22 protein-coding genes are annotated in these 23,001 nt (G+C 44.9%); 7 read left to right on the forward strand and 15 right to left on the reverse strand.

Annotated features, from left to right (window positions below):
* Positions 1-169 precede the first annotated feature (169 nt).
* From C7460_RS21305 to C7460_RS21340, 8 genes are all read right to left on the reverse strand, one after another.
* Positions 170-2,059, reverse strand: coding sequence for an OmpA family protein (locus tag C7460_RS21305; RefSeq protein ID WP_170148128.1), 1,890 nt, complete (start codon positions 2,057-2,059; stop codon positions 170-172).
* Positions 2,059-2,685 (reverse strand): 7-carboxy-7-deazaguanine synthase QueE, encoded by a 627-nt coding sequence (locus C7460_RS21310; protein WP_115870171.1) that lies wholly within the window; start codon positions 2,683-2,685, stop codon positions 2,059-2,061. The genes C7460_RS21305 and C7460_RS21310 overlap by 1 nt, the downstream gene beginning before the upstream one ends.
* A complete protein-coding gene (locus C7460_RS21315) occupies positions 2,666-3,538 on the reverse strand; it encodes a bifunctional 5,10-methylenetetrahydrofolate dehydrogenase/5,10-methenyltetrahydrofolate cyclohydrolase (protein ID WP_115870172.1) in 873 nt (290 codons plus the stop codon). The genes C7460_RS21310 and C7460_RS21315 overlap by 20 nt, the downstream gene beginning before the upstream one ends.
* A 59-nt stretch (positions 3,539-3,597) precedes the next feature.
* Complete coding sequence (gene lepA / locus C7460_RS21320) at positions 3,598-5,388, reverse strand: translation elongation factor 4 (RefSeq protein ID WP_115870173.1); 1,791 nt, start codon at positions 5,386-5,388, stop codon at positions 3,598-3,600.
* A gap of 122 nt (positions 5,389-5,510) precedes the next feature.
* Positions 5,511-5,960, reverse strand: coding sequence for a D-aminoacyl-tRNA deacylase (gene dtd, locus C7460_RS21325; RefSeq protein WP_115870174.1), 450 nt, complete (start codon positions 5,958-5,960; stop codon positions 5,511-5,513).
* Positions 5,957-6,637: an NAD-dependent epimerase/dehydratase family protein gene (locus tag C7460_RS21330; RefSeq protein ID WP_115870175.1), complete on the reverse strand. Its 681-nt coding sequence runs from the start codon at positions 6,635-6,637 to the stop codon at positions 5,957-5,959. Before C7460_RS21330 ends, dtd begins: the two co-directional genes overlap by 4 nt.
* Positions 6,638-6,669: 32 nt before the next feature.
* Positions 6,670-7,056: a YkvA family protein gene (locus C7460_RS21335; RefSeq protein ID WP_115870176.1), complete on the reverse strand. Its 387-nt coding sequence runs from the start codon at positions 7,054-7,056 to the stop codon at positions 6,670-6,672.
* A 6-nt stretch (positions 7,057-7,062) separates the two neighbouring features.
* Positions 7,063-7,584 carry a DUF7935 family protein gene (locus C7460_RS21340; protein ID WP_115870177.1) on the reverse strand — a complete coding sequence of 174 codons (522 nt, stop codon included), beginning with the start codon at positions 7,582-7,584 and terminating at the stop codon, positions 7,063-7,065.
* A gap of 56 nt (positions 7,585-7,640) precedes the next feature.
* Here C7460_RS21340 and C7460_RS21345 point away from each other — a divergent pair, with 56 nt between their 5' ends.
* Positions 7,641-7,937: a HesB/IscA family protein gene (locus C7460_RS21345; protein ID WP_115870178.1), complete on the forward strand. Its 297-nt coding sequence runs from the start codon at positions 7,641-7,643 to the stop codon at positions 7,935-7,937.
* On the opposite strand, the gene folB is transcribed toward C7460_RS21345, so the two are convergent.
* From folB to C7460_RS21360, 3 genes are read right to left on the reverse strand one after another with little or no spacing between them, the layout of a single operon-like run.
* A complete protein-coding gene (gene folB / locus C7460_RS21350) occupies positions 7,934-8,284 on the reverse strand; it encodes a dihydroneopterin aldolase (protein ID WP_115870179.1) in 351 nt (116 codons plus the stop codon). The two genes, C7460_RS21345 and folB, sit on opposite strands and share 4 nt — an antisense overlap.
* 7 nt (positions 8,285-8,291) lie before the next feature.
* The gene (locus tag C7460_RS21355) at positions 8,292-9,080 is read right to left on the reverse strand and encodes a DivIVA domain-containing protein (protein ID WP_115870180.1); all 789 of its coding nucleotides are present in this window, start codon (positions 9,078-9,080) and stop codon (positions 8,292-8,294) included.
* A 15-nt stretch (positions 9,081-9,095) separates the two neighbouring features.
* Positions 9,096-10,007, reverse strand: a complete 912-nt coding sequence (locus tag C7460_RS21360; protein ID WP_115870181.1) for a WD40 repeat domain-containing protein — start codon at positions 10,005-10,007, stop codon at positions 9,096-9,098.
* A 48-nt stretch (positions 10,008-10,055) separates the two neighbouring features.
* Between C7460_RS21360 and C7460_RS21365 the strand changes: the two genes are divergently transcribed.
* Positions 10,056-10,661 carry a 4'-phosphopantetheinyl transferase family protein gene (locus C7460_RS21365; RefSeq protein WP_115870182.1) on the forward strand — a complete coding sequence of 202 codons (606 nt, stop codon included), beginning with the start codon at positions 10,056-10,058 and terminating at the stop codon, positions 10,659-10,661.
* Here C7460_RS21365 and C7460_RS21370 read toward each other — a convergent pair.
* The 4 genes from C7460_RS21370 to C7460_RS21385 form a co-directional block, all read right to left on the reverse strand.
* Entirely contained in the window at positions 10,658-11,509 is an 852-nt protein-coding gene (locus C7460_RS21370) for a transglutaminase-like domain-containing protein (RefSeq protein ID WP_115870183.1), read from the reverse strand. The two genes, C7460_RS21365 and C7460_RS21370, sit on opposite strands and share 4 nt — an antisense overlap.
* A gap of 81 nt (positions 11,510-11,590) precedes the next feature.
* Positions 11,591-13,231 (reverse strand): acyl-CoA carboxylase subunit beta, encoded by a 1,641-nt coding sequence (locus tag C7460_RS21375; protein WP_115870184.1) that lies wholly within the window; start codon positions 13,229-13,231, stop codon positions 11,591-11,593.
* A 55-nt stretch (positions 13,232-13,286) separates the two neighbouring features.
* The gene (locus C7460_RS21380) at positions 13,287-14,228 is read right to left on the reverse strand and encodes an MlaD family protein (protein ID WP_115870185.1); all 942 of its coding nucleotides are present in this window, start codon (positions 14,226-14,228) and stop codon (positions 13,287-13,289) included.
* A gap of 15 nt (positions 14,229-14,243) precedes the next feature.
* Positions 14,244-15,026 carry an N-acetylmuramoyl-L-alanine amidase family protein gene (locus tag C7460_RS21385; protein ID WP_115870186.1) on the reverse strand — a complete coding sequence of 261 codons (783 nt, stop codon included), beginning with the start codon at positions 15,024-15,026 and terminating at the stop codon, positions 14,244-14,246.
* Positions 15,027-15,108: 82 nt separating this feature from the next.
* On the opposite strand from C7460_RS21385, the gene C7460_RS21390 reads away from it, so the two are divergent.
* The 5 genes from C7460_RS21390 to C7460_RS21410 all read left to right on the forward strand — a co-directional run bounded on the left by C7460_RS21390 (position 15,109) and on the right by C7460_RS21410 (position 22,959).
* Positions 15,109-17,877 carry a putative LPS assembly protein LptD gene (locus tag C7460_RS21390; protein ID WP_221409601.1) on the forward strand — a complete coding sequence of 923 codons (2,769 nt, stop codon included), beginning with the start codon at positions 15,109-15,111 and terminating at the stop codon, positions 17,875-17,877.
* 131 nt (positions 17,878-18,008) lie between these two features.
* Positions 18,009-20,453 (forward strand): PAS domain-containing sensor histidine kinase, encoded by a 2,445-nt coding sequence (locus tag C7460_RS21395; protein ID WP_115870188.1) that lies wholly within the window; start codon positions 18,009-18,011, stop codon positions 20,451-20,453.
* Complete coding sequence (locus C7460_RS21400) at positions 20,450-20,884, forward strand: response regulator (protein ID WP_115870189.1); 435 nt, start codon at positions 20,450-20,452, stop codon at positions 20,882-20,884. The genes C7460_RS21395 and C7460_RS21400 overlap by 4 nt, the downstream gene beginning before the upstream one ends.
* Before the next feature lie 16 nt (positions 20,885-20,900).
* The gene (locus tag C7460_RS21405; RefSeq protein WP_115870190.1) at positions 20,901-22,673 is read left to right on the forward strand and encodes a hybrid sensor histidine kinase/response regulator; all 1,773 of its coding nucleotides are present in this window, start codon (positions 20,901-20,903) and stop codon (positions 22,671-22,673) included.
* A 97-nt stretch (positions 22,674-22,770) separates the two neighbouring features.
* Entirely contained in the window at positions 22,771-22,959 is a 189-nt protein-coding gene (locus C7460_RS21410; RefSeq protein ID WP_115870191.1) for a hypothetical protein, read from the forward strand.
* The last annotated feature ends 42 nt before the right edge of the window (positions 22,960-23,001 follow it).

Here is a 23,001-nt window from a genome sequence, read left to right on the forward strand (position 1 = left end):
CAGAATATAATTTCGACCAAACAGTAGGATTTCACGGCCAAAATGAAGTTTTGCACTATAAATTGAGGGGAATTATAGACCAGCAGGCCCTCTCACAAAATAAAAATTTACAATTGTACTATTTACAGAATATTAATTCTGAGTAGAAAAAAATAAAAAAAGTGAATTTCTAGTGATTTGGAACAAAAATCACCTTAAAAGTGATCCGTCTATTCTTACTTCTACCTTCGGGTGTTGTATTGGCTGCTATTGGCTGAGTACTTCCGTACCCTTTATAACTCATTCGTTTGGCATCTATCCCATTTTCACTTAAAAACTGATAGACTGAATGAGCGCGTTTTGTCGACAGTGTCTGGTTGTATGCCTCACCTCCCTGATTATCCGTATGCCCTTGGATCTCAAATTCAATTGCGGGGTTTTCATTTAAATATGCCACAATCTCCAAAAGCTCTGCTCTAGATCGTGGGTCTAATCTATAGTCATCCACACCGAAATATATGTTTTCGAGCGTGAGCTGATCACCAGTAGCTATCGGCGACAATAGGATGTTTAGTGTATCAGGTGTTAGCGCTTGACCCTCTGATGTTTCAAATCGAAAATCCTCAAACAAGTATCCCTTTTTTTTCACGAATACACCGTAGGTCTGCCCTTGCGTCAGTACCAGAAAGTATTTGCCATTTACGGAATCCGAACGAACGTGGTATATATCGGAAGAATCCATCAAATTAATCATCCTGAGGTCTGCTCCTATTGGCGCTTTCGTTTTGGCATCCATCACCTTACCGGTGACGTATTTGGATTTATCTGCCACCAACGTATCCACCAATGGGTAGCGCACCAGTAGGCTGCGCTTGACTCCTTGTTTGCTTATGGTCTCTTTGGCAAAATACGCCATAGAGCCTGAGGCATTCAAAAACATGGAGATTTCATCATGATGGGTATTTACCGGAAAGCCCAGATTTACAGGTGTACTCCAAATGCCTGACTGCTTTTGCGACAGCAATAGATCAAAACCACCCATGCCTACATGTCCTTCAGATGAAAAGATTAGTGAACGTCCATTTGCATGAATAAACGGGGTGGTTTCATCATATACCGTGTTTACTGGTTTTCCCAAATTTTGGGCTTCCTGCCACTCATCTCCCACCTTTCGGGATGTCCAAATATCTCGTTTACCAATCCCTCCTGGCCTATTTGAAGCAAAATACAAAGTCCGCCCATCAGCGCTCAATGCCGGCTGAGACTCCCAATACCTGGAATTCACTCCGGGGCCCAGGTTTTGTGGCACTGACCAATAATTACCTGTTTTATAAGAAACATACAGGTCGCAGCTTCCATAGGACTTCCTGCCTTCGCAAGCTGTAAATATCAGTGTTCGCCCATCTGCAGATATGGAGCAAGCACCTTCATTAAACTCCGTGTTGATATTGGGTGAAATAGACTGTGGGGGAATCCACTGCCCACCTATCCGGGAGCTAACCACAATATCCTCATCCGAATAGGGCCTGTCGGAATCTCGTTTGGTAAACAGCAGCGTATTTTCGTCTACGGTTAGGACAGGAAAATACTGCAACTGAAAAGCGTTGAGTGCATCGGGCAATTGTTCAAGGACAATATCCTCCTGAAACTTTATAGCATTTACGGCAAATGAAATACTATTCACCAATAGTGAATCCGGGCTTTTTACATGCTTAATGGCTGACAGTGCCTGCTGGTATCTCCCAGCCTTGAAGTTCATCCCGGCGATTCGCACCCACAGCTTTTCACTCACTTTCTCAGGAGCTACCTCCACCAATCTGTTATAATAGCTCAATGCTGAATCTTGTTCCTGATATACACTAAATATAGTGGCCATCCTTAGGTGGGCCTTCCAGTAAGTGGGATCGGTTTCTATGGCTTTGCGCAAAAGGCTCTTAGCTTCTTCAAACTGCCTCAGCCTGATGGCCTCTTCTGCTTTGGTGGTACTCTTCACAGCTCGTTTGCTATACTCCTGAGAGAAGGCATTATATGGCAAAAAAGCCAAAAGCAACATTATGAGTCCTGTGAATGCCTGGTTCATTAAGGGATATCGAGGTATTTGTGAGTCTGTAAAGATATACGCCATTGTGGGTTTTTCTTCACATAGTCAACGATCAATGGGGTCATTTGGTCTTTCTTAGACCACTCTGGCTGTAAAAACAGCCTCGTCTTTTCAGGACACTCCGCTGCGTGAGCTTCTGCCCATTTAAAGTCAGACTTGTTGAATACTATAATTTTCAACTCATCAGCGGCCGGGTAAAAGTCTGGCTTTGGTGCCATGAACTTTTTAGGCGAAAAACATACCCAGTCCCAATCCCCGCTAATGGCATGTGCTCCTGATGTCTCTACATGAGTCCGCAAGCCCGCTTTCTTTAGTGCTTTTGTCAGAGTAGTAAGATCATACATCAAGGGCTCGCCTCCTGTAATTACTACGATCTCCACTCCATGACTTTTTGCTTGAGCGACGATCTCCTCAATGGTGAAGTGTGGATGTGCCGCTGCATCCCACGACTCCTTCACATCACACCAAACACACCCAACATCACAGCCTCCTAACCGAATGAAATAAGCCGCAGCCCCACTAAACGCCCCCTCACCCTGAACGGTGAGAAAGGATTCCATTACGGGCAGCGAATCGGTGAAAGGCTTAGGAGTGCTGATCTTCATAGGCCTTTAGGGTATTTAAAAGCAGAGAAGCGATCGTCATAGGCCCTACTCCTCCTGGTACAGGTGTTATAAAAGAGGCCTTTTCTGAAACGGTAGCAAAATCCACATCACCAGAAAGTCTAAAACCCGATTTTCGTGAATTGTCTACCACACGGGTAGTGCCCACGTCCACCACTACTGCTCCTTCTTTGACCATTTCTTCGGAGATCAAACCGGGCTTACCCACTGCCACAATCAGGATGTCGGCATTTTTAGTATGGCTCGCCAAGTCCTGAGTGTATTTATGACACAGGGTCACGGTAGCTCTACCCTCTTCTGTCATCATCATGCCTAGAGGAGCACCCACCAGGCGGCTTGCGCCCACTATCACACAATGCTTGCCCTCAGTCTCCACATCATATCTTCGTAGCAATTCCATCACACCAAAAGGTGTAGCAGGCATGATGAGCTGGTTTTTAGACACAATACTTCCAAAGTTCTGGTTGGTAAAGCCATCAACATCCTTTTCAGGTTTGATGCTTTCCGTCACACGCTCTACAGAAATATGCTCAGGCAACGGCAGCTGTACGATGAAGCCATCTATGTCATCGTCACTATTTAGGTTTTCTACGTGCTTCATCAGCTTCTCCTCAGAGATAGTACTGGCAAAGTGCATGAGCGTAAAATCAAACCCTACAGACTTGCACGCCGCTATTTTCCCATTTACATACGTATGGCTAGCCCCATCGTCTCCTACAATGATGATGGCAAGGTTTGGAGCGCGTCTCCCCTGAGATTTGAGTTCATCTACACGAGTAGAGATTTCTTGCTTGATGTCTGAAGCTACCTTTTTTCCGTCGAGTAACGTGGGCATTTTGAACGTAGTTTATGAGTTGAAGAAACAGGGCTGTGTTGTCTAAGAATATGGGCTTTTTATTGGTCTAGTTTCAATACGGCCATGAATGCTTCTTGTGGTATTTCCACGTTACCTACTTGACGCATTCGTTTCTTACCTTTCTTTTGTTTTTCGAGTAGTTTGCGCTTACGCGAAATATCTCCACCGTAACATTTGGCCAATACGTTTTTACGCATGGCTTTCACCGTCTCACGGGCAATGATTTTTTGACCTATAGCCGCCTGTATGGCAATCTCGAACATCTGACGTGGCAGTAGCTCTCGAAGCTTTTCGCAAAGTCGCTTGCCCCATTCGTAAGCTTTATCTCTATGCACTACCGCAGATAGCGCATCTACTCCTTCGCCATTTAGCATGATGTCTAGCTTCACCATGGTAGACTTCTTGTAGCCTATCAGCTCATAATCCAGTGATGCATAGCCTCTTGAAATGGTCTTGAGTCTATCGAAAAAGTCAAAAACAATCTCAGCCAGTGGCAACTCGAAAGTTAGTTCTACACGATCTGAAGTCAGGTACACCTGGTTTTTGATCTCACCTCGCTTGTCCATACATAAAGCGATCACAGGCCCGATAAACTCTGACTTGGTGATGATCTGTGCTCGGATATATGGCTCCTCTACATGAGAAAGTGTATTAGACTCTGGGAGTTCAGAAGGTGCACTTACTTTTACTACATCTCCATTTTCTTTGATGGCATGAAAACGTACCGAAGGCACGGTGGTGATCACCGTCATATCAAACTCACGCTCCAGACGCTCCTGCACGATTTCCATATGCAGCATACCCAGGAAACCACAGCGGAAGCCAAAACCAAGTGCAGCGGAAGTTTCCGGCTCCCAAACAAGGGATGCATCATTGAGCTGCAGCTTTTCCATAGAAGCACGTAGCTCCTCAAACTCGCTGGTCTCTACCGGATAAATACCAGCAAAAACCATAGGTTTTACATCTTCAAAACCTTTAACCTGTCGCTGTGTAGGATTGTCTACGTGGGTGATGGTATCCCCCACTTTCACTTCTTTGGCTACTTTGATACCAGAAATGAGGTACCCCACATTTCCTGCTGAAATTTCTTTTTTAGGCTCATGTTGCAAACGCAACACTCCTATTTCGTCAGCACCGTAAGTTTTGCCAGTATTGACGAACTTCACATGATCTCCCTTTTTCAGCGTGCCATTGAAAACACGGAAGAACACTTCAATTCCACGGTAAGAGTTGAATACAGAATCGAAGATCATGGCCTGAAGTGGCTCATCTGGGTTACCCTTTGGTGAAGGTATCCGATGTACGATGGCCTCTAGTATTTCTGTGATGCCTATACCTTCTTTGGCACTGGCATGTATGATGTCTTCTTTTTCACAGCCTATAAGGTCTATGATCTGGTCCGAAACCTCCTCGATCATGGCTCCAGGCAGGTCTATTTTGTTGAGCACGGGTATCACCTCCAGGTCGTGCTCCATGGCCAGGTACAGGTTGGAGATGGTCTGTGCCTCTATACCTTGTGCAGCATCTACTACTAGTAGGGCTCCCTCACATGCGGCTATGGACCGGGACACCTCGTAAGAAAAATCCACGTGACCTGGCGTATCGATCAGGTTAAACGTATATTCTTTTCCCTCAAAAGGGAAATACATTTGGATAGCGTGGCTTTTGATAGTAATCCCCCGCTCTCGCTCCAAATCCATATCGTCCAACAATTGCGCCTGCATCTCTCTGTCAGAAACCGTTTGAGTCGTCTGAATGAGTCGATCGGCCAGGGTACTTTTCCCGTGATCAATGTGCGCTATTATGCAGAAATTACGAATGTGCTCCATACCTAACTAAAAGTTTGCAAAGGTAGTACAAAGATGGGTCAATAAAGGGGTAATGCGTAAAAGGATGTGAGAATCAAAATGATTGGCATCCATCGCCTAAACCTGAGACACCTTAAAACCCGCTATTGCTTGTTTTTGGTATCCACAATGATGGTTACTGGCCCATCATTCACCAGAGCAACCTTCATATCTGCACCAAACTCGCCTGTATATACTGGGCGCCCGTGACTTTTCATATCCGCCACAAAGGCTTCATAAAGCGGAATGGCCACTTCTGGTTTGGCTGCTTTGATATAGGAAGGCCTGTTGCCTTTCCTGGTTTGTGCATGAAGTGTAAACTGACTCACTACCAACACCTCTCCTGACACATCCAGGAGGCTTAAGTTCATTTTACCTTCCTCGTCAGAGAATATTCTCATGTTGGCTATTTTGCGGGTGAGCCACTGAATATCTTCCTGACTGTCGGCCTCCTCTATACCCAGAAGTAACAGAAGCCCTTTATTTATTGATGATTTTGTTTGATTGTCGATGGTGACAGACGCTTCTGACACCCGCTGTATCACTGCTATCAAAGTCCTTGTTTATTTACGATTTTGTACATTTCTGACGAACCAAAGATATGGGTACCGGAGCGCTCCTGCGAAGCAACTACTGCCATGGCTTTGGCCACATCTTTTGCGTCTATCGACCACAAATTACGCCGCATCCCCACCATAAAGAACGAAAGCACTCGAGACCCAAACTTTGCTACTTCTTCGCCCAGCCGAAACTCCTTCCTCTCACCAAGCAACAATGATGGACGGAAAATCTGTAAGGAAGGCAGCTCCATAGCTCTCAGCTGTTGCTCTACCTGACCTTTTACATTGTTATAAAAAAGCGGTGAATTAGCATTGGCTCCAGCTGAGGTAACTACAAGAAACTGACGAAAATCCGGTGACTGCTGCGCCACTTGTGCCAGAAGTAAAGGGTACTCTAAGTCCACTTTTTTAAAGGCATCTTTAGAGCCCGCCTGCTTGATAGTGGTACCTAGTGTGCAGTAATAATCCTGAACAAAGAGCTGTTCTTTCACTGTTTGCATGTTAGCAAAATCCTCCACTACTACGGATTGCACACGTGGGTCATCCACCTCAGCTTCACGTCTCTGGAGTAGTATGATTTTGTCATATTGATTTTTTTGGAGCAGTGCTTGTAGCAACTCTCTGCCTACAAGTCCGGTTGCTCCGGCGATTAATGCTGTGCGATTAGCCATCTCATTTGGGGTTTGATGTACAACGAATCACTTTAGTTTGTCGCTTCCCAGTCTTTGAATTTTTCGATATCCTCTGCGAGGCTTCGAAAGATGAAATAAACCAATGATATATCATCGGTAAGTCCCAAAGCGGGAATAAAATCAGGAATTAGGTCAGTGGGTGTAATGAAATAAATCAGGGCAAAAACAAGCGTTACTACTGTGCTGGTAGAAAACGCCGAGTATTTACCACTAATGTAAGCCCTGACCATCCTGACGATGACCTGCAGCTGATAGATAAAGGTAGATCGCTCTGTAGAGTCACTATTGATTTTTTCCAACCTACCCTTCACATCAGTAAGCAGAGATTGCACCTTTTCGTTTTGTGAAACGGTATCTTTTGCTCGCTGCAGTATTCCTTCTATTTTCTTGTTTGCCATATTGGGTTAAAACAACGTCTGAATCTCATTTTTCACGTATGTGAGCGCCCCTCGCAGTGTATCCTGTTCGTTTTTCATGTTTTTCTCAAAAACCAGTTTGGCCAGATCCAGGCTGGTAGCATCGTTACCGAGCTCATTGGCGGCCTCATTGATCAGCGAGATCAGCTGCTCCACTGCGCCAGACACATACATCCATGCATCATTTGACATGTAAACCTGCTGAGAGAGGTTATGGTTGTATTCATTTCGAATTTCTGCAACCAGCGCCCCTTGCAGCTGGTGAGCTGTCATTTCTTTTTCATTTAAACGTGGAATAATGTTATTAGGTGCGATGCGCTCCAAAAGAAGGCATACACGCTCATATGCCTGCAGCCGCACCGGCAAGACTACTTCCTGGTTTTTATGTTTCAAACTGAGCTGAAGTTCGTCCAGCTGTTTGTTCATAAATGATCTGACCAGCAGGTAGGCCATATACAACACTAATACGCCTGGAATGGTGATTTTGAGCAGGTCGTAAACTATATCCATATTATCACTGTTTGTAGCTTCTAAAAAGATCAAAAATAAGTATTTATTTTGGCGATATGAATGAGCCGGTACAGATTACAGACAAAGCCCAAAAGGAAATCAAAAACATCATGGACAATAAAAAAGTACCTGATGGCTATGGGCTCCGCGTGGGCGTAAAAGGTGGTGGCTGTGGCGTGTCATTTGTTCTGGGTTTTGACAAACCAAAGGAGGATGATCTGCGCTACGATGTGCGAGGCATCCCTGTCTATGTACAGAAAAAAGAGGTCATGTTTTTGATCGGCAAAGAGGTGGATTTCTATGAGGGCGCTGATGCCCGTGGATTTGTCTTTACCGATCCCGAAAAACCCTAGCCCGCCAACGTAACTACAGCCCGGTGACAAAGTCCTTTGATCGGCGGATTGTACTTGCTGACTTTTACCTCTACTCGTGTGACCTGCGGAAAAGCCCCTTTCAGCTGTTTGATCATTTTGCCAGCCAGGTGTTCCAGGAGCATGGCATCTATGCTCATTACTTCAGCTACCAGTTCATATACCCGCTCGTAGTTTACCGTACCTTCGAGCTTATCATCAAGAGCAGCCTCTCCAAAGTCCAGCTCCAGATGCACATCCACACTGTACTTATTGCCAATCTTTCGTTCCTCTTCGTAGTAGCCATGGCGAGCGTAAAACTCCATGCCTTCCAGTGATACCAATCCCATCTATTTGTTATTCTTCGAGTTCGTCAAAAAATGAGCCTCCGGCTTTTTTCTCGCTTGCTGCCTTTTTTGGTTTAGGGGCAGTCTTTCTAGGGGTCTTTTGTTCTTCCGCTGAGGGTGCCGGAGTGGATTTAGACGCTGAGGGTGTGGGCACCTGTGGCTGTTCCAGCTGCTTCATTTTCACTGGCTTTACCTCTAGCTTTTCCTTGTTGATGCGATCTTCCGATTCGCGCACCAGCGCTTTCACTTTCTTAGTATGATCCTCTAAACTAAACGGCTGGGCCTGCTTGCCAGCAGCACGCTGGATCCTATCTAGAATATCCTTGGAGAGGTTTTTTAGCTCAGAAACTACATTATCGCGATGGTTTTCCAATGCACGGTAGTTCTGCTCCAGATCTTTGATAGCATCTTGCATTTCTTCTATGATCTGCCGTGCCTCCATTTCAGACTTTTCTATGATATCCTTGGCCTTGGACTTAGCCTCAGACATCATGGCGTCAGCATTCATCTGGGTTTCTTTGAGGTGCAGCTCAGCGGCTTTATTGGCCTGGTCAATCAGATTCGCTCCTGTATCCTCTGCTGTTTTTAGTGTTTTGAAGAGAGAGCTTTCTACTTCACGTAGTTTTTGCACCTCTTTCTCAGCCTGATCCAGTTTTATTCGCAGCTCCTTGTTTTCGTCAAGTACCCGCTCCCACTCATTGGAGAGTGATAGCAGAAAAGCATTTACCTCATCCTTATCATATCCCCTGAGCTTCTTCTCAAAATTCTTCTGCCGTATTTCTAGCGGAGTAATCTTCATATTCTGTACCTAAAATTAATGCGTGTTGGTTACTTCCCAAATGGAAATGGTGCGATCGTCGCTACAAGATACTAACCAATTGTGATATTGCATCCAAAGCAGCTTGTTCACCGAGGTGCCATGCCCTGCGTGCCTGGCCTTATCGATCACCTTCAACAACCTAAATTCATTTGCATCCCACACTTTTATAGACTTATCCATACTGCATGTCACAAAATGGTCACCCGAAGGCTCAAAGGCAATGTGATTGATCGTATACATATGGCCTACTACCTCTTCCACAAAGTTATAGCCATTATCTATGTCCCAAAGCTTAAAACGGGCATCTCTACTACCAGACATCAAAATGGGCATTTGCGGGTGATACTGAAGCGTAAACACGGACTTGTCGTGAGCGGAAATCTCCTGTTTTACTTGCAGGTCATCCAGCGCCAAAATGCGGATCATGCTATCGCTATAGCCTACGGCCAGCTCATTTCGCTCCTCGTGAATAGCTAGCGACCGTGCATGCTCACCACTAAGACGTGCTTTTTGGTGTACTTTTAGCTCCCAGTCAAGCTTAAAAACCTCACCATCCCCTGTAGCCACATAAATGTACTGGTCTGTGGACTGAACGTCGAAAATGGCTGCTTTAGTGAGTGCTACAGAACCTATTTCTTTTTTTGACTCCACATCTACTACATGAATACCACTAAAGTTTTGGCCTACTACCAGTTTGTCTTGCCGGTTACTGTAGCTGAGAGCATAAATAGAAGCCGGAACTTTTACAATCATTTTGCCCACCTCAGGTGCCTGGAGATCCCACAGCACAACCATGCCATCTCCACCTGCTGAGAAAAACCGCGATTCATCATAGGCACACAAAACATAGAGGCTATCTTTATGGCCGGTAAGTGTATGATGTTTTTTTACCTGAATTGGACTCATAATCAATAAATTGAGGGTAAAATTAAGAAGAGGTTATCAGAATAAACCATGCCGCTGTTATTATCTAAACCAATAAATGCTCATTCAGCATATGCTGTGTGGAACATACAGGAAACCAATGAGGTTCTGCTGGGGCTCACAAAAGAGACCGTACCAGAGGGGCTACACCCTACACGTCTGGCGGAATGGATCGTGGGGCGGGTACTTGTAGACCGACTATGCGAGCAAATGGGTATCTGCTATGAGGGGGTTACATCTCTACCCACCGGCAAGCCCTGTCTTAAAAATTCTCAAGTAGAAATCTCTATTTCACATTCCTTTCCGATGGCCGCAGCTCAAATCAACCTCAAAACCCCATGCGGAATAGACCTGGAGCGAGCGAGAGGAAAGCTTTTGAAGATTCAGGACAAATTTCTCAATGACAGTGAATCAGCCTACAAAAACGACCTAAACAAGCTTTGTGCTATTTGGTGCGGCAAAGAAGTATTGTATAAAATACATGGACGCACACAGCTCAGCATGAAAGATGAAACTTCCATACGATTTGAGTCTGATGAGGTGATGCTGGGCACCATCCATAAAGACCAACCTCACATTACCCACAAAATACATTACGAGGCAGTGAAAGACTACTTTCTAGCTTATAGTCTCTAAGCCAACCCCGAAAACTGATCATCCATTTTTGAGAGTACGGTTTTGAGCTCATCACTTTTATGATAGTCTCCTAGCTTTTCAAAGGACACCACCAAATTGCGGAGGCATCGTAGGATAATATCCTCGTTGCTACATGGCTCATAAAAATAATCCTGAGGAGGAATATTGAGGTGTTCCAGATAGTTGTCTATATCCTGTTTGGTAAAAATCAGGCCTTTGTTAAAAGCATTGATATAAAACGTGCTCTCCGTCCCCTCGTACATCAAGATGAAAAGGTTTGGTAAGTTCACTCCATATATGGGCAATTCCAGCTTTTGGGCGATCAGCATATACACTGCACACAACGAGATGGGGTTGCCTTTTTTTGACTCCAGCACGGCATTGATCATGCTGTTGGCCGGAGAGTGAAAGTTCTTGGTGTTTGCTCTAAACTTCAGCCCATTGAACAACACACTATTGATAATGCGTACCTGATCATAGGGCAGGAGGTCTTCGCGCAGCTCTCTCCATACTTCTACATATAGCTGATGAATCTGCTGGCGTAGGTCGTCCAGGTCCAGATCCGGGTATTGATAAGTGGCTATCAGCCACATCCCCTCTAGTAGATCCTCGCTGCGGTTAGTCTTCCAGTCCTCGAGGCGCTCTTGAAATAGCTCAAACTGAAGCATGTGAATCAGGTCCTCTATCCTTCTTTGTTTCAAAGGGTTAAAGGCTGACTCCCACTCCTCCTCTAGCAGTGGAATGACTCCAGTGCCGAGCTCCATCAGCTTCTGCTCCACATGTGTCACTATCTCCTCGTCTTCATCTTCTAGCAGAGTGACCAGCGCCTTGAGTTCAGTGTCTTTCATCAATTATTTCCAGCTAAAATTTCCTGTAATCCGAATTAATCTTCGAATTTAACGATTCCTGCCGGATGTAAAAGCCTTCAGCTATGTTTGGATTACGCCCACATTCATGGGTTTTTCTATAGGGGCGTTGTTCGCCGCGGCAATACCGGTAGAAATCACCTTCCTGGTTTCCAAAGGATCTATGACCCCATCTACCCAGAGCTGGGACGCTGCATAATAAGGGCTCAGTTTTGCGTCATAGCTTGCCTGGATCTCATCTAGCATCTCTTTTTTATCCTCATCAGAAATTTCCTTGCCTTTTGCCTTGAGTGCTGAGACTTTTATCTGCAGCAGGGTATTAGCAGCGGACTTTCCGCTCATTACTGCTATTTGAGCTGTGGGCCATGCATAAATAAGCCTGGGGTCGTATGCTTTCCCACACATCGCATAATTACCCGCCCCGTAAGAAGCTCCCAACACAATGCTGAATTTTGGAACCACAGAATTAGATACGGCATTCACCATTTTGGCACCATCTTTTATGATACCACCGTGCTCTGATCTGCTTCCAACCATAAACCCGTTGACATCATGCAAAAAGACCAAAGGAATTTTTCGCTGGTTGCAGTTCATGATAAAACGAGCCGCTTTGTCGGCAGAGTCACTGTAGATCACTCCACCCATCTGCATTTCTGACGATCCACCACTTTTCTTTGCTTTGATAATCTTGCGCTGGTTGGCCACTATGCCTACACTCCAGCCATCTATACGAGCATAGCCGCAAAGTAGTGATTTGCCATAGTCCGGCTTGTACTGCTCAAACTCCGATTCGTCCACCAATCTCTGGATCACCTCCAGCATGTCATACGGCAAGTTGCGATCAGCAGGAAAAACCCCGTACAGCTCCTTTTCATCTTTTTTAGGAGGCTTTGCAGCCTTCCTATTGAAGCCAGCCGTCTCCTGCTCTCCTATCCGATCAAAAATGCGCTTGATAGCGTCCAAACATTCTTTGTCTCCCGGGTACTTGTTGTCAGTCACTCCCGAAATTTCACAATGAGTGCTAGCGCCTCCTAACGTTTCATTATCTACATCCTCACCGATGGCCGATTTTACCAGATAGCTTCCGGCCAGGAAAATAGAGCCGGTTTTATCCACAATCATCGCTTCATCCGACATGATGGGCAGATAGGCACCACCTGCCACACAGCTACCCATCACTGCGGCTACCTGTATGATCCCTTCAGAGGACATGCGGGCATTGTTTCGAAATTGGCGTCCGAAGTGTTCTTTGTCTGGAAATATCTCGTCTTGTAAGGGTAAGAAAACTCCTGCACTATCCACCAGGTAGATGATAGGCAGGCGATTTTCGATAGCTATCTCTTGGGCTCTGAGGTTTTTCTTGGCGGTCATCGGAAACCACGCTCCTGCTTTCACAGTAGCGTCATTGGCCACCACCACGCATTGCCTGCCGGACACGTATCCTACTCCAGCCACCACGCCGGCCGAAGGGCAGCCGCCCCACTCCTGATACATTCCGTCAGCAGCCAGTGCACCTACCTCTAGAAATGAATCCATTGAGTCCAGCAAATACTCGATGCGCTCTCGTGCAGTCAGTTTGCCTTTTTGATGCTGTGAGGCTATTTTTTTCTCCCCTCCTCCGAGGTAGACTTTTTTGAGTTTTTGTTTTAGCTCAGAAACGAGCAGCTTATTCGAATCTTCGTTTTTATTGAATTGGATGTCCATAGGTTAAATTGGGGTGTAGACATTATACTAAACAAAAAAGGAGGATCGAATGTCATCAATCCTCCTTTTTCAAATCTTTCATTACTCTTTTGTGGCTTTTGCCTAGCGGCGCAAAGAAGTGCTTTGGGTAGTAGTTGAGATGATTTGCAAGACTGTCAAAATCCACAATGGTTTTTTCTATTAACTGGTACAGCGAATCATCAGCTACCAGCTTTCCTAAGGTTCCGTCAGGGTTTTTTAGCATGGTAATGGTAGCATTGAGGCTATCGAGTGTACCTCGCACAGAGGCCAGTGTTTTGTTTACTTCCAGCGCATTGAGAGAGTCTAACACCCCCTCCGTTTTGGCCATGATGGGGTCTACCTGGTCCAGCTTCGCATTCAAATTGTCTATCAGCACAGCAGTACTAGACATAATTTCTGCCAACTCCGCCTGATTTTCACTGATTATTTCGTTTACGCTTATGGTTGTTTTTCGTACTTCGTCTATGGTTTCGTTGATTTTCTCGCCGCTGCCTTTTAGCCCTATGAGTATTTCATTTACCCGCGTGATGGTGGTATTGAGGTTACTGGCCACTGGCTCTGCGCTGGCCAAAATTTCGTTGAGCCCTTTATCTACGTAAGAGATGAGTGTATCTCCCGGCTCTATGGGGTTATGTAAAGGCCCTATGGTAAGGACTATGCCTTTGCTTCCAAGAAAATCTGTATTGGTGAGGGAGGCCACAGTAGAATCCCCAAGTGTGATGGTTTCATCTATATCCAACTCCACCATAATCAGGTTTTCATCATTTTGCATGAGCTTGATCCGGCTCACTCTACCCACAGCCAGACCATTGATGATCACGGGGTTGGATTTATTCAATCCATCCACATTATCGTAGATCACATAGTATTTATTGGTGGGTGAAAAAAAATCAACCCCTTTGAGGTAGTTGAATCCGTAGTATAAAAGTACTCCTGATACGAGGGCTATTAAGCCTACTTTGAATTCTTTTGACATGCTGAGCGCAATTAATTAGTTCATTGATTCTAATTCCTGCTTGTAGTCACGGAAAGCCCTGTATATGCCAGAAGCGATATACACCTGATTGAGCTTATCATTGAGATCTCTTTCCTCTTTAGCATTGCTAAGATATCCCACTTCAAACAAAACAGAAGGCATGGATGTTCGCCACAATACTAAAAAAGGTGCAGATCGTACCCCACGGCTATTGCGCCCCACGCGTGTTTTCATCTGACTTTCAATGTTTTGCGCCAGCCTCAGGCTGTTTTGCTGATAGGCACTTTGATAGAGCGAAAAAAGTATATATGACTCAGGAGAATTCGGATCAAAACCGTCATACTCGTCTTGAGAATTTTCTTCTAATAGTATTACGGAGTTTTCGCGCTTAGCTATCTGAAAGTTTTTTTCCAGCTTGTCTATACCCATCACATAGGTTTCCATGCCATGTATACGCGGATTGGCCACCCAGTTGGCATGTATAGACACAAACAGATCGGCATCTTGCTGATTGGCCAGGTCTGCGCGTTCGTGTAGTTGTGGAAAGCTATCATCATTTCGTGTATACACTACCTCTACTTCAGGCAGGTTTTCCTTGATGATTCTACCCAGCTCCAGGGCTATTTTTAGAGCTACATTTTTCTCTTCACTGATAGCTCCATGGGTGCCAGGGTCCCTTCCTCCGTGTCCCGGATCGATGACAATTTTGTCGATCTTATAATTTTTCACCCCTATGGAATGAAACGACCCCAGAATCATCAGTATACAAATGGCAAAAGCTACTGCAATATTTCTCACGGTGACTCGGTTATATACTTATTAAAATGCCATAATTTTACGCAAAATTGTAAATTTTTCACCAGTTAATGAAATAGCGGGCTTGAGGAGAACTGCGTTAGTATTTATTTTATTGTTGGTCATCTTCAGATTGTCAGCACAGACAGACTCCACGCGAGAAGCCCCTGCGGACAGTGCTACTGTTGGCACAAATCCCGAACTAGAGTATAGTGGTGATACTTTCATTGAGGGTAATTCGGAAGGCGAAAACCGTGCCGTAGTGCGAGATTCCACACGCAACCCGTCAGATACGGCCATAGCACCCAAAAAGCGAAAGGATGCGATTGAAACCACGATCAATTACAATGCCCGTGACTCCATGGTTTTTGATGTGGAGGGGAGAAAGCTTTACCTCTACGGCAAAACCCACATCGACTATGGCAGCATATCACTAGATGCTGACCAAACCAGTATCAACTGGAACGAACGTACTATCAAATCGCAATATTCTACCGATACGCTGGGGCGAAAAAAGGGAAAGCCTGTTTTTTCGCAAGGCAGTGATGTCTACGAAACCGAAGACATTCTCTACAACTTCAAAACCAAACGAGCCATCATCAAAGGAGTAGTCACCGAGCAAGACGGGGCCTTTATGCATGGTGAAGATGTGAAAAAGAACGAAGAAGATGAGCTGTTTATCAAAGGCGCCAAGTACTCTACGTGTAACCTCGCCGACCCTCACTTTTTCATAGAATCTGAAAAAATCAAGGTAATCCCGGGCAACAAGGTGGTTTCCGGCCCTTTCAACTTAAAATTCCGCGAGGTACCTACTCCACTTTGGTTTCCTTTTGGCATGTTTCCACAGCCAAGACAGAAAGCATCGGGAATAGTTTTTCCTTCCTACGGAGAGGAAAGCAGACGTGGATTTTTCTTAAGAAATGGAGGCTATTACTTTGCTCTCAGTGACTACATGGACCTGAGAGTGACCGGTGACATCTACTCCAAAGGCGGCTATGCGTTTGACATTACATCAAACTACAAAGTACGCTATCAGTTTAGTGGGGCGCTAAATTTTGCTTATAACAAAAACATCATACAAGGGCCAGAAGGAGATAGCGAAAACAGTGACTTTTGGATACGATGGAACCTACGCCCCGAAACACGCGGCAACTCCAGCTTTAGTGCTTCAGTAAACGCCGGGTCGAGCTCTTACAACCAAAACAACAACGTGGCGATCGTGGATCCACAGCGAAGTATCAACTCCACTTTTACCTCTAGTGTGAGCTACAGTCAGCGGTTTAACAGGCTGCCGATGAACCTCTCCACAAACCTGCGCCAAACACAGAACATCCAGTCGGGTATCTATACTATGACGCTACCTGACCTGGCCCTTAACGTAAACCGGATCTACCCATTTAAAAAGCTGGTAAAATCATCAAAATCCCCACTGGCAAAAATCAGTTTCAGCCACAACTTTGTAGCGAAAAATGAAATCACCAACTCCACACCATCTGTGAGTGGACTTGGTTTCACACCAATCAACTACGAGCAAGTAGACGATACGCTTGCCTTTAACCTGGAAAACCTCGGGACACTATACGACAGAGCCAAAATAGGCGGAAGGCACACCATCCCCGTTTCTACTTCTTTTAATCTACTGAAGTACTTTACAGTAAGCCCAAGCTTCAACTATCAGGAAGTTTGGTATACCAAAGAGCTTGACTTCACCTATGTGCCTGAGGAAGGCGGTGTGCGTGTAGACACTACCCAGACATTTTCACGTGCCGGCAGCTGGAGCTCAGGAGCATCGGTAAATACCCGGATGTACGGTATGTATTACGTAAAAGGCCTATCTGGCATAGAAGCCATCCGCCACGTCATGACCCCAAGCGTAAGCTTCAGCTATAACCCCGACTTTTCGGATGAAAAATATGGCGTGTACGAAACCATCCAGGTGGATAGTGCTGGCAATACGCGCACTGTATCCAAATATCAGGGTTTTGCATATGGCAGCCCCCGAGGTAGCGAAAGCCGTACAGTGGGCTTCTCCCTGACCAACAACATTGAGATGAAAGTGAGAGCTAAAAAGGATACGGCCAACGAGTTTAAGAAGATTAAACTGTTCGACAACCTGTCATTTAATACAGGCTATAATTTCGCTGCAGACTCTTTTAAGCTAAGCAACATCAACTGGAATGCGCGAACGAGCTTCTTCAACAACAAAGTGAATGTCACCCTCGGAGGTGCCTTTGACCCATATGTGTATGTAGAAGATGGCACCAACAACGGCCGAAAACTGGACCGATATGCCTGGAACAATGGTGGTGGGTTGGGTAATTTGTCTTCACTGAGAACAAACATTAGCTTTTCGCTCAAGCCCAAAAACAGCAAAAACAAAAACGACGAACAGCAAAACAACAATCCAAACCAAAGTCCATTTGATGAGAGCAGCAATGCCATCCAGGATAGCCCATTTGGCACAGAAGGCGAAAAAGAATATGTCCAGCAAAATCCAGAAGAATATGTGGATTTTAATGTACCCTGGAGCCTACGTGTGGCCTACAACATCAGCAGGTCTCAAAATGGCCTGGCCGATGCGCAGGTAACCAGCCATGGCATACAGTTTAGCGGCACTCTAGGCCTCACTGACAAAACCCAGATCACCTTCAACTCTGGCTATGATGTGAAGAACAAAGACTTTACTCAAACCCGAATAGGTGTGGTAAGAGACCTTCACTGCTGGTCGCTAAACTTCAACTGGGTTCCCTTTGGTAGATACCAGTCTTTTTCGCTCACGATCAGACCTAAATCAGCCCTATTGCAAGATCTGAAACTAGAAAAAAGGCGAAATTTCACCGACTTTTTCAACTAATCACTCACCGAGCGATTAGGCACCTCCAACGAATTCTGATTCCTACTCGGCTAATATCGAGATAGACTCTTCATTACTGTAAGTCTATTTGTTTCTTGACTTATGTCAAGTTCATGCGTAAGAATCAGTGAATGAAACGTTTTATCCTTTTTACCGCCATAATCCTCAGTGCTAGTCATTTGCTATTGGCTGAGGATGACGCCTACCAGGTAAACCTACCGGTAGATCAGCACATGGCACTTTGCAAAACTCCCACTGGAGCCATCACCACGTCTGGTTTCAGCGAGTATTTCCAAAACCTCTTTAATACCACCAGCTATCCTGCCCGATGGAGCTGCGGCACCTGGTCGGAGTTCGAAGGATGGTTCATGATCGTTTCGGACATATCCATCTTTACGGCATATCTCAGCATCCCTATTTTACTGGTTTTCATCCTATATAGAAGAAAGCAGGACGTACCCTTTAAAAAATTCCTGGCCCTTTTTGCGGCATTCATTCTTCTGTGTGGCTTTACACACCTGATAGAAGCCATTATCTTTTGGGAGCCGATTTATCGTTTTAGCGGCTTTCTAAAATTCGTTACTGGAGTCATTTCCTGGGTTACAGTCATAGCACTCACCCAGGCCATCCCTGTAGCGCTCAATTTCAAAAGCCCCTTTGAGCTGCAGCAAGAAATTGACAAAAGAACGCTTGTAGAGCAGCAACTAAACCTATTTATAAAATACACACCAAATGCTGTAGCCATGTTTGACAAAGACATGAACTACCTGGCAGCTAGCGACCGCTGGTACTCAGCATATGGAACATCACAAAGCATCATTGGCACCAACTACTTCATTGATTCTAACCCATTTCTGAATAACCCATCGTGGGTTGACTCCATTAAGCTAGCCCAGCAAGGCAAAAAAGTGAGTAAGGAGCAAGATGCCATTGAGCTTCAGGGCACAATGGAGTACTTCCGATGGGACCTACAGCCGTGGTACGACCTAAACGGTGATGTGGGTGGGATCATCATGTTTACAGAAAACATCACTGACAAAGTAGTTGCCCAGCAAAAGCTAGAAGAGCGCGAGCAATTCCTTGCAAATATTTTTAACACGGCACCTATTGGAATAGCATTAATTGATTCTACAGCTAAACCCTTCATGGTCAATGGCCGATTTTGCCAGATTCTAGGCTATTCGGAAGAGGAAGTCCTAAACAACACAGTGATGGAAATGACGCATCCAGATGATCTAGAAAAGTCCACTGAATGCTTTGAGCAGCTTAAAAATCAGGAGACTAGTGTGCTTTCTGTAGATAAAAGGTATTTGCGAAAAGATAAAAGCATCGCTCATGCCAATGTTTCGCTCTCCAAAATTGAAGACCCCATTGATAAGTCTACCTACTTTTTGGCTATGGTAAATGACACCACTGAGTTGGTGCTAAAAAACCGGGAAAATAAGCAGCAGAAAGAAGAGCTACAAGAAACCACTGCCATGATGGACACTGCGTTTAAAATCGCAAGAATCGGCAGCTGGGAGCTCGATCTGGAAAAGCAATCCGTATTTTGGAGCGACATGGTTTATGACATTCATGAACTCCCGCTAAACACCAAAATCACGTTAGAATCTGCTATCAACTACTATCATCCTGATCACGCGCCTTTGATCTCAGCGGCAGTAAACCTGGCAATAGAAAAGCACGAGCCGTGGGACCTGGAACTGCGTCTGGTCACAAGCACCAAAAAAGATGTTTGGGTGAGAGCTGTAGGACATCCGGTCATTACTGATGGCAAAGTCACCAGCCTTAAAGGACTGTTTCAGGACATAGACGTAAAAAAACGCTATGACCTGGAAATACAAAATAAGAAAGCAGAACTCGAACACCTGGTAAACCAGCGTACCAGTCAGCTGCAAAACGCCAACAAGGAACTAGAGGCGTTTACCTACTCCGTTTCACATGACCTCAGGGCACCACTTCGTGCTATCAATGGTTTTTCCAGAGCCATTCATGAGGATTACAGCGAGCAACTCCCCGACGAGATCACCATGTACCTGGACCGGATCATAGGAAATGCCAAAAAAATGGGCGAGCTAATTGATAACCTGCTGGAGCTAAGCCGCCTTTCAAGGAAAAATACCAACATGAGCCAGTTTGCTGCCGAGAAGCTTATTGGGGAAATCGTTCAAGCAGATCCGCTGTATAAAAAAGTGAAATTTGATATTAGTGAGCTTCCGACTATCCATGGGGACTACAGCCTATTGGGACAGGTATTTCAAAACCTGATATCAAATGCTGTGAAATACAGCAGCAACAATCCTGACCAACTGGTGACGATCTATGGCGAAAGTACCGACTCCCACGTTTCCATAACCATTCAGGACAATGGCGTAGGGTTTAGCATGGAATATGCCGATAAATTATTTGAAGTATTTCAGCGCTTGCATACTGATCGCGATTTTGAAGGAACAGGCATCGGTCTGTCCATTTGCAAAAGAATCATAGACATGCACAACGGCGAAATTAGCTTCTTGTCAGAAGAAGGTAAAGGAGCTTCATTCACTATTTCATTACCCAAATCCGAAAAATCATGAATAACAACCTCGACATCCTACTCGTAGAGGACAATCCAGATGACGCTTCATTGGCATTGAGAGTGCTAAAAAAAGTCGTACCCAGAGAAAATATCGTATGGGTAAATGATGGAGCAGAAGCCCTCGATTTTATGTTTGCAAAACGTGCTTATGCAGACCGGGACCCGTCCATACAGCCACGCCTCATTTTGCTAGACCTTAAACTTCCTAAGCGTATGGGAGTTGAAGTACTAGAGGAAATTAAAGCCAATGCTTCTACCTGCGAAATACCCGTGGTGGTACTTACTTCATCCAAACAAGAAAAAGATTTAGCAAAATGCTATAAACTTGGAGCAAACAGTTATGTTGTAAAACCGATAGATTTTGACCAATTTACCGAAGCGGCCAAAAATATCAGTACTTACTGGCTGATGGTCAACCAGGTACCCTGAAAAAAGCCCCAATGATTTGAACAACCAGCAAATACATATTTTATACCTAGAAGACAATGAGAATGATGTACTTCTCCTGGAGCGTGTCCTGAAAAAATCCAACTTATCATTTAAGCTCACACATATTTCCTCCCGTGAGGAACTCGTCGAAAAGCTGCAAAACAAGCAGCAACCTGACCTGATTATATCTGATTTCAATCTCAACGGAATTACAGGAGCAGATGCGTTGCAGATCGTAAGAGCCACAGACCCGGTGGTTCCATTTTTGTTTTTGTCGGGTACGCTCGGTGAAGAGCGAGCCGTTGACCTCATGCGCAAAGGGGCTAATGACTACATCCTCAAAGGTCATGATGCACGTATACCACGCACCATTCTGCGTCTGCTGCAGGAGGCCGAAAACAGGCGCATACAGCTAAGCAACGCAGATGAACTCGTACAGAAAAACGCCATCCTTCAGACCATTATGGAAAGCGTTGTTGATTTGCTATTCCTCAAGGACGAAAACAGACGATACATTACGTTCAACAAATCTTTTGCTCAACATTTCAACCTCGAACTGAAAGACGCTCAGGGTAAAACAGATGAAGAGCTGTTTCGCTATGATTTTGTATACACCTCACGAGAGTCGGACAATTACGTATTGAAGTACAACTCCAGAATTCTTTTCGAAACCGAATATGCAAACAGCCACGGGGAGCGGGTAATCATGGAAACGCTCAAAACTCCGCTACATTCCGTAAAGGGCATGAAACGCGGAATAGTAGGTGTGAGTAGGGAAATCACCAGCAAGAAAAAACAAGAAGAACAACTCCGAAGAAAAGAACTCCTCCTTCATCAGTCCGAAATTCAGACGAAATCAGGGAGTTTTGAACTGCAAGTCAAACAAAAAGTAATTCACTGCTCAGATCAGTTTTTGGAAATCCTGGGCTTTGAAACAAAAAAAAACAAGCTCCCATTTTCGGCATTTATCAACAGGGTGTTTGAAGCTGAGCGCGACATAGTACGTGAAGCCATACAAGAAGCCGTTAGAAACCAGGAAGTCTTCGAAATGGAGCATAGATGTCTGGCCAAGTGGAGCAATGATATCATCTACTGCCGCACCTCTATGAAGCCCGATGTAAACTCCTATGAAAACACCATCTACTATGGCACGATAGTAGACATTACCGAAGAGCGGACAAACAAAAATGCCATCCTGGATGCTCAGGAAAACGAAAGGCGTCTCATAGCCGCAGATCTACATGATAGCCTCACACAAAAACTAGTAGCCGCCAGCATGTACCTTTCGTCGATGAGTAAAGACAACCTACGCATTGACCGGGTAGAGACAGCAGACGATCTGATTAGATCTGCATTGGAGGAAACCCGGCGACTGAGCAGAAACCTCTCCTTACATTCCATGGAAAACATGGGGCTAAAAAATTCATTACTGGACATCATCGAGTCATTCCCTGCTGAAATCCATATAGATTACAAATTCGATTTTGAGGAAGAGGATATCACCACCGAAATCACCATGAACATCTACCGGATCATACAGGAAGCCCTGGCCAATGTAATGAAATATGCAAAAGCCAATAATGTTCACCTCAGCATAGAAAGATCAGGCTCTGCTCTGCTATGTGTGCTATCTGACGATGGTATCGGCTTTGACCTCAGCCTGGAAGCTACACAGGGCAATGGGCTCAAAAACATCCGCCAAAGAGTAGCTAAATGCAATGGCATATTGAACCTTCAGTCTGAGCCAGGAACAGGAACTCGCTTTGAAATTTTAGTGCCCCGCAAATAATTTTTTATATCATTTGATATAGTTGTTAAGTTTAAATTACTTTTCTTTGAGAAAATACTATCAATTGATAGTATTCAAATAACAATTGATTGCCGAAATGGAAGGATACATTTGGTATAATAAAGAATTTTTTGGTGGCAAAAAGGAAGATTATGAAGCTTTCTGCATGGCTCATGAAGACACTAAGTTCATCATGAAATATTTTGCCACGTCCACCAAGCAGCTATCTGAAATCGCCAACAACCTCAACAACTCCAACGTTGCAAGAGAGCTTAAGCATGCTTAAAAGCCTCTAGAATCTCCTTCAGACCTTTCCTATCAGAGTTAT

It is taken from the genome of Marinoscillum furvescens DSM 4134, from assembly GCF_003386095.1.
Classification (GTDB): Bacteria; Bacteroidota; Bacteroidia; order Cytophagales; family Cyclobacteriaceae; genus Marinoscillum; species Marinoscillum furvescens.

What these genes read in the sequence shown, in the direction of transcription:
- lepA (WP_115870173.1), bottom strand. Translation starts at nt 5,388, where the DNA reads ATGGAGCACATTCGTAATTTCTGCATAATAGCGCACATTGATCACGGG.
- C7460_RS21410 (WP_115870191.1), top strand. Translation starts at nt 22,771, where the DNA reads ATGGAAGGATACATTTGGTATAATAAAGAATTTTTTGGTGGCAAAAAG.
- C7460_RS21400 (WP_115870189.1), top strand. Translation starts at nt 20,450, where the DNA reads ATGAATAACAACCTCGACATCCTACTCGTAGAGGACAATCCAGATGAC.
- C7460_RS21355 (WP_115870180.1), bottom strand. Translation starts at nt 9,080, where the DNA reads ATGAAGATTACTCCGCTAGAAATACGGCAGAAGAATTTTGAGAAGAAG.
- folB (WP_115870179.1), bottom strand. Translation starts at nt 8,284, where the DNA reads ATGGGATTGGTATCACTGGAAGGCATGGAGTTTTACGCTCGCCATGGC.
- C7460_RS21380 (WP_115870185.1), bottom strand. Translation starts at nt 14,228, where the DNA reads ATGTCAAAAGAATTCAAAGTAGGCTTAATAGCCCTCGTATCAGGAGTA.
- C7460_RS21370 (WP_115870183.1), bottom strand. Translation starts at nt 11,509, where the DNA reads ATGAAAGACACTGAACTCAAGGCGCTGGTCACTCTGCTAGAAGATGAA.
- C7460_RS21340 (WP_115870177.1), bottom strand. Translation starts at nt 7,584, where the DNA reads ATGGATATAGTTTACGACCTGCTCAAAATCACCATTCCAGGCGTATTA.
- C7460_RS21360 (WP_115870181.1), bottom strand. Translation starts at nt 10,007, where the DNA reads ATGAGTCCAATTCAGGTAAAAAAACATCATACACTTACCGGCCATAAA.
- C7460_RS21365 (WP_115870182.1), top strand. Translation starts at nt 10,056, where the DNA reads ATGCCGCTGTTATTATCTAAACCAATAAATGCTCATTCAGCATATGCT.
- C7460_RS21375 (WP_115870184.1), bottom strand. Translation starts at nt 13,231, where the DNA reads ATGGACATCCAATTCAATAAAAACGAAGATTCGAATAAGCTGCTCGTT.
- C7460_RS21310 (WP_115870171.1), bottom strand. Translation starts at nt 2,685, where the DNA reads ATGAAGATCAGCACTCCTAAGCCTTTCACCGATTCGCTGCCCGTAATG.
- C7460_RS21315 (WP_115870172.1), bottom strand. Translation starts at nt 3,538, where the DNA reads ATGCCCACGTTACTCGACGGAAAAAAGGTAGCTTCAGACATCAAGCAA.
- C7460_RS21335 (WP_115870176.1), bottom strand. Translation starts at nt 7,056, where the DNA reads ATGGCAAACAAGAAAATAGAAGGAATACTGCAGCGAGCAAAAGATACC.
- C7460_RS21305 (WP_170148128.1), bottom strand. Translation starts at nt 2,059, where the DNA reads ATGAACCAGGCATTCACAGGACTCATAATGTTGCTTTTGGCTTTTTTG.
- C7460_RS21395 (WP_115870188.1), top strand. Translation starts at nt 18,009, where the DNA reads ATGAAACGTTTTATCCTTTTTACCGCCATAATCCTCAGTGCTAGTCAT.
- C7460_RS21345 (WP_115870178.1), top strand. Translation starts at nt 7,641, where the DNA reads ATGAATGAGCCGGTACAGATTACAGACAAAGCCCAAAAGGAAATCAAA.
- C7460_RS21330 (WP_115870175.1), bottom strand. Translation starts at nt 6,637, where the DNA reads ATGGCTAATCGCACAGCATTAATCGCCGGAGCAACCGGACTTGTAGGC.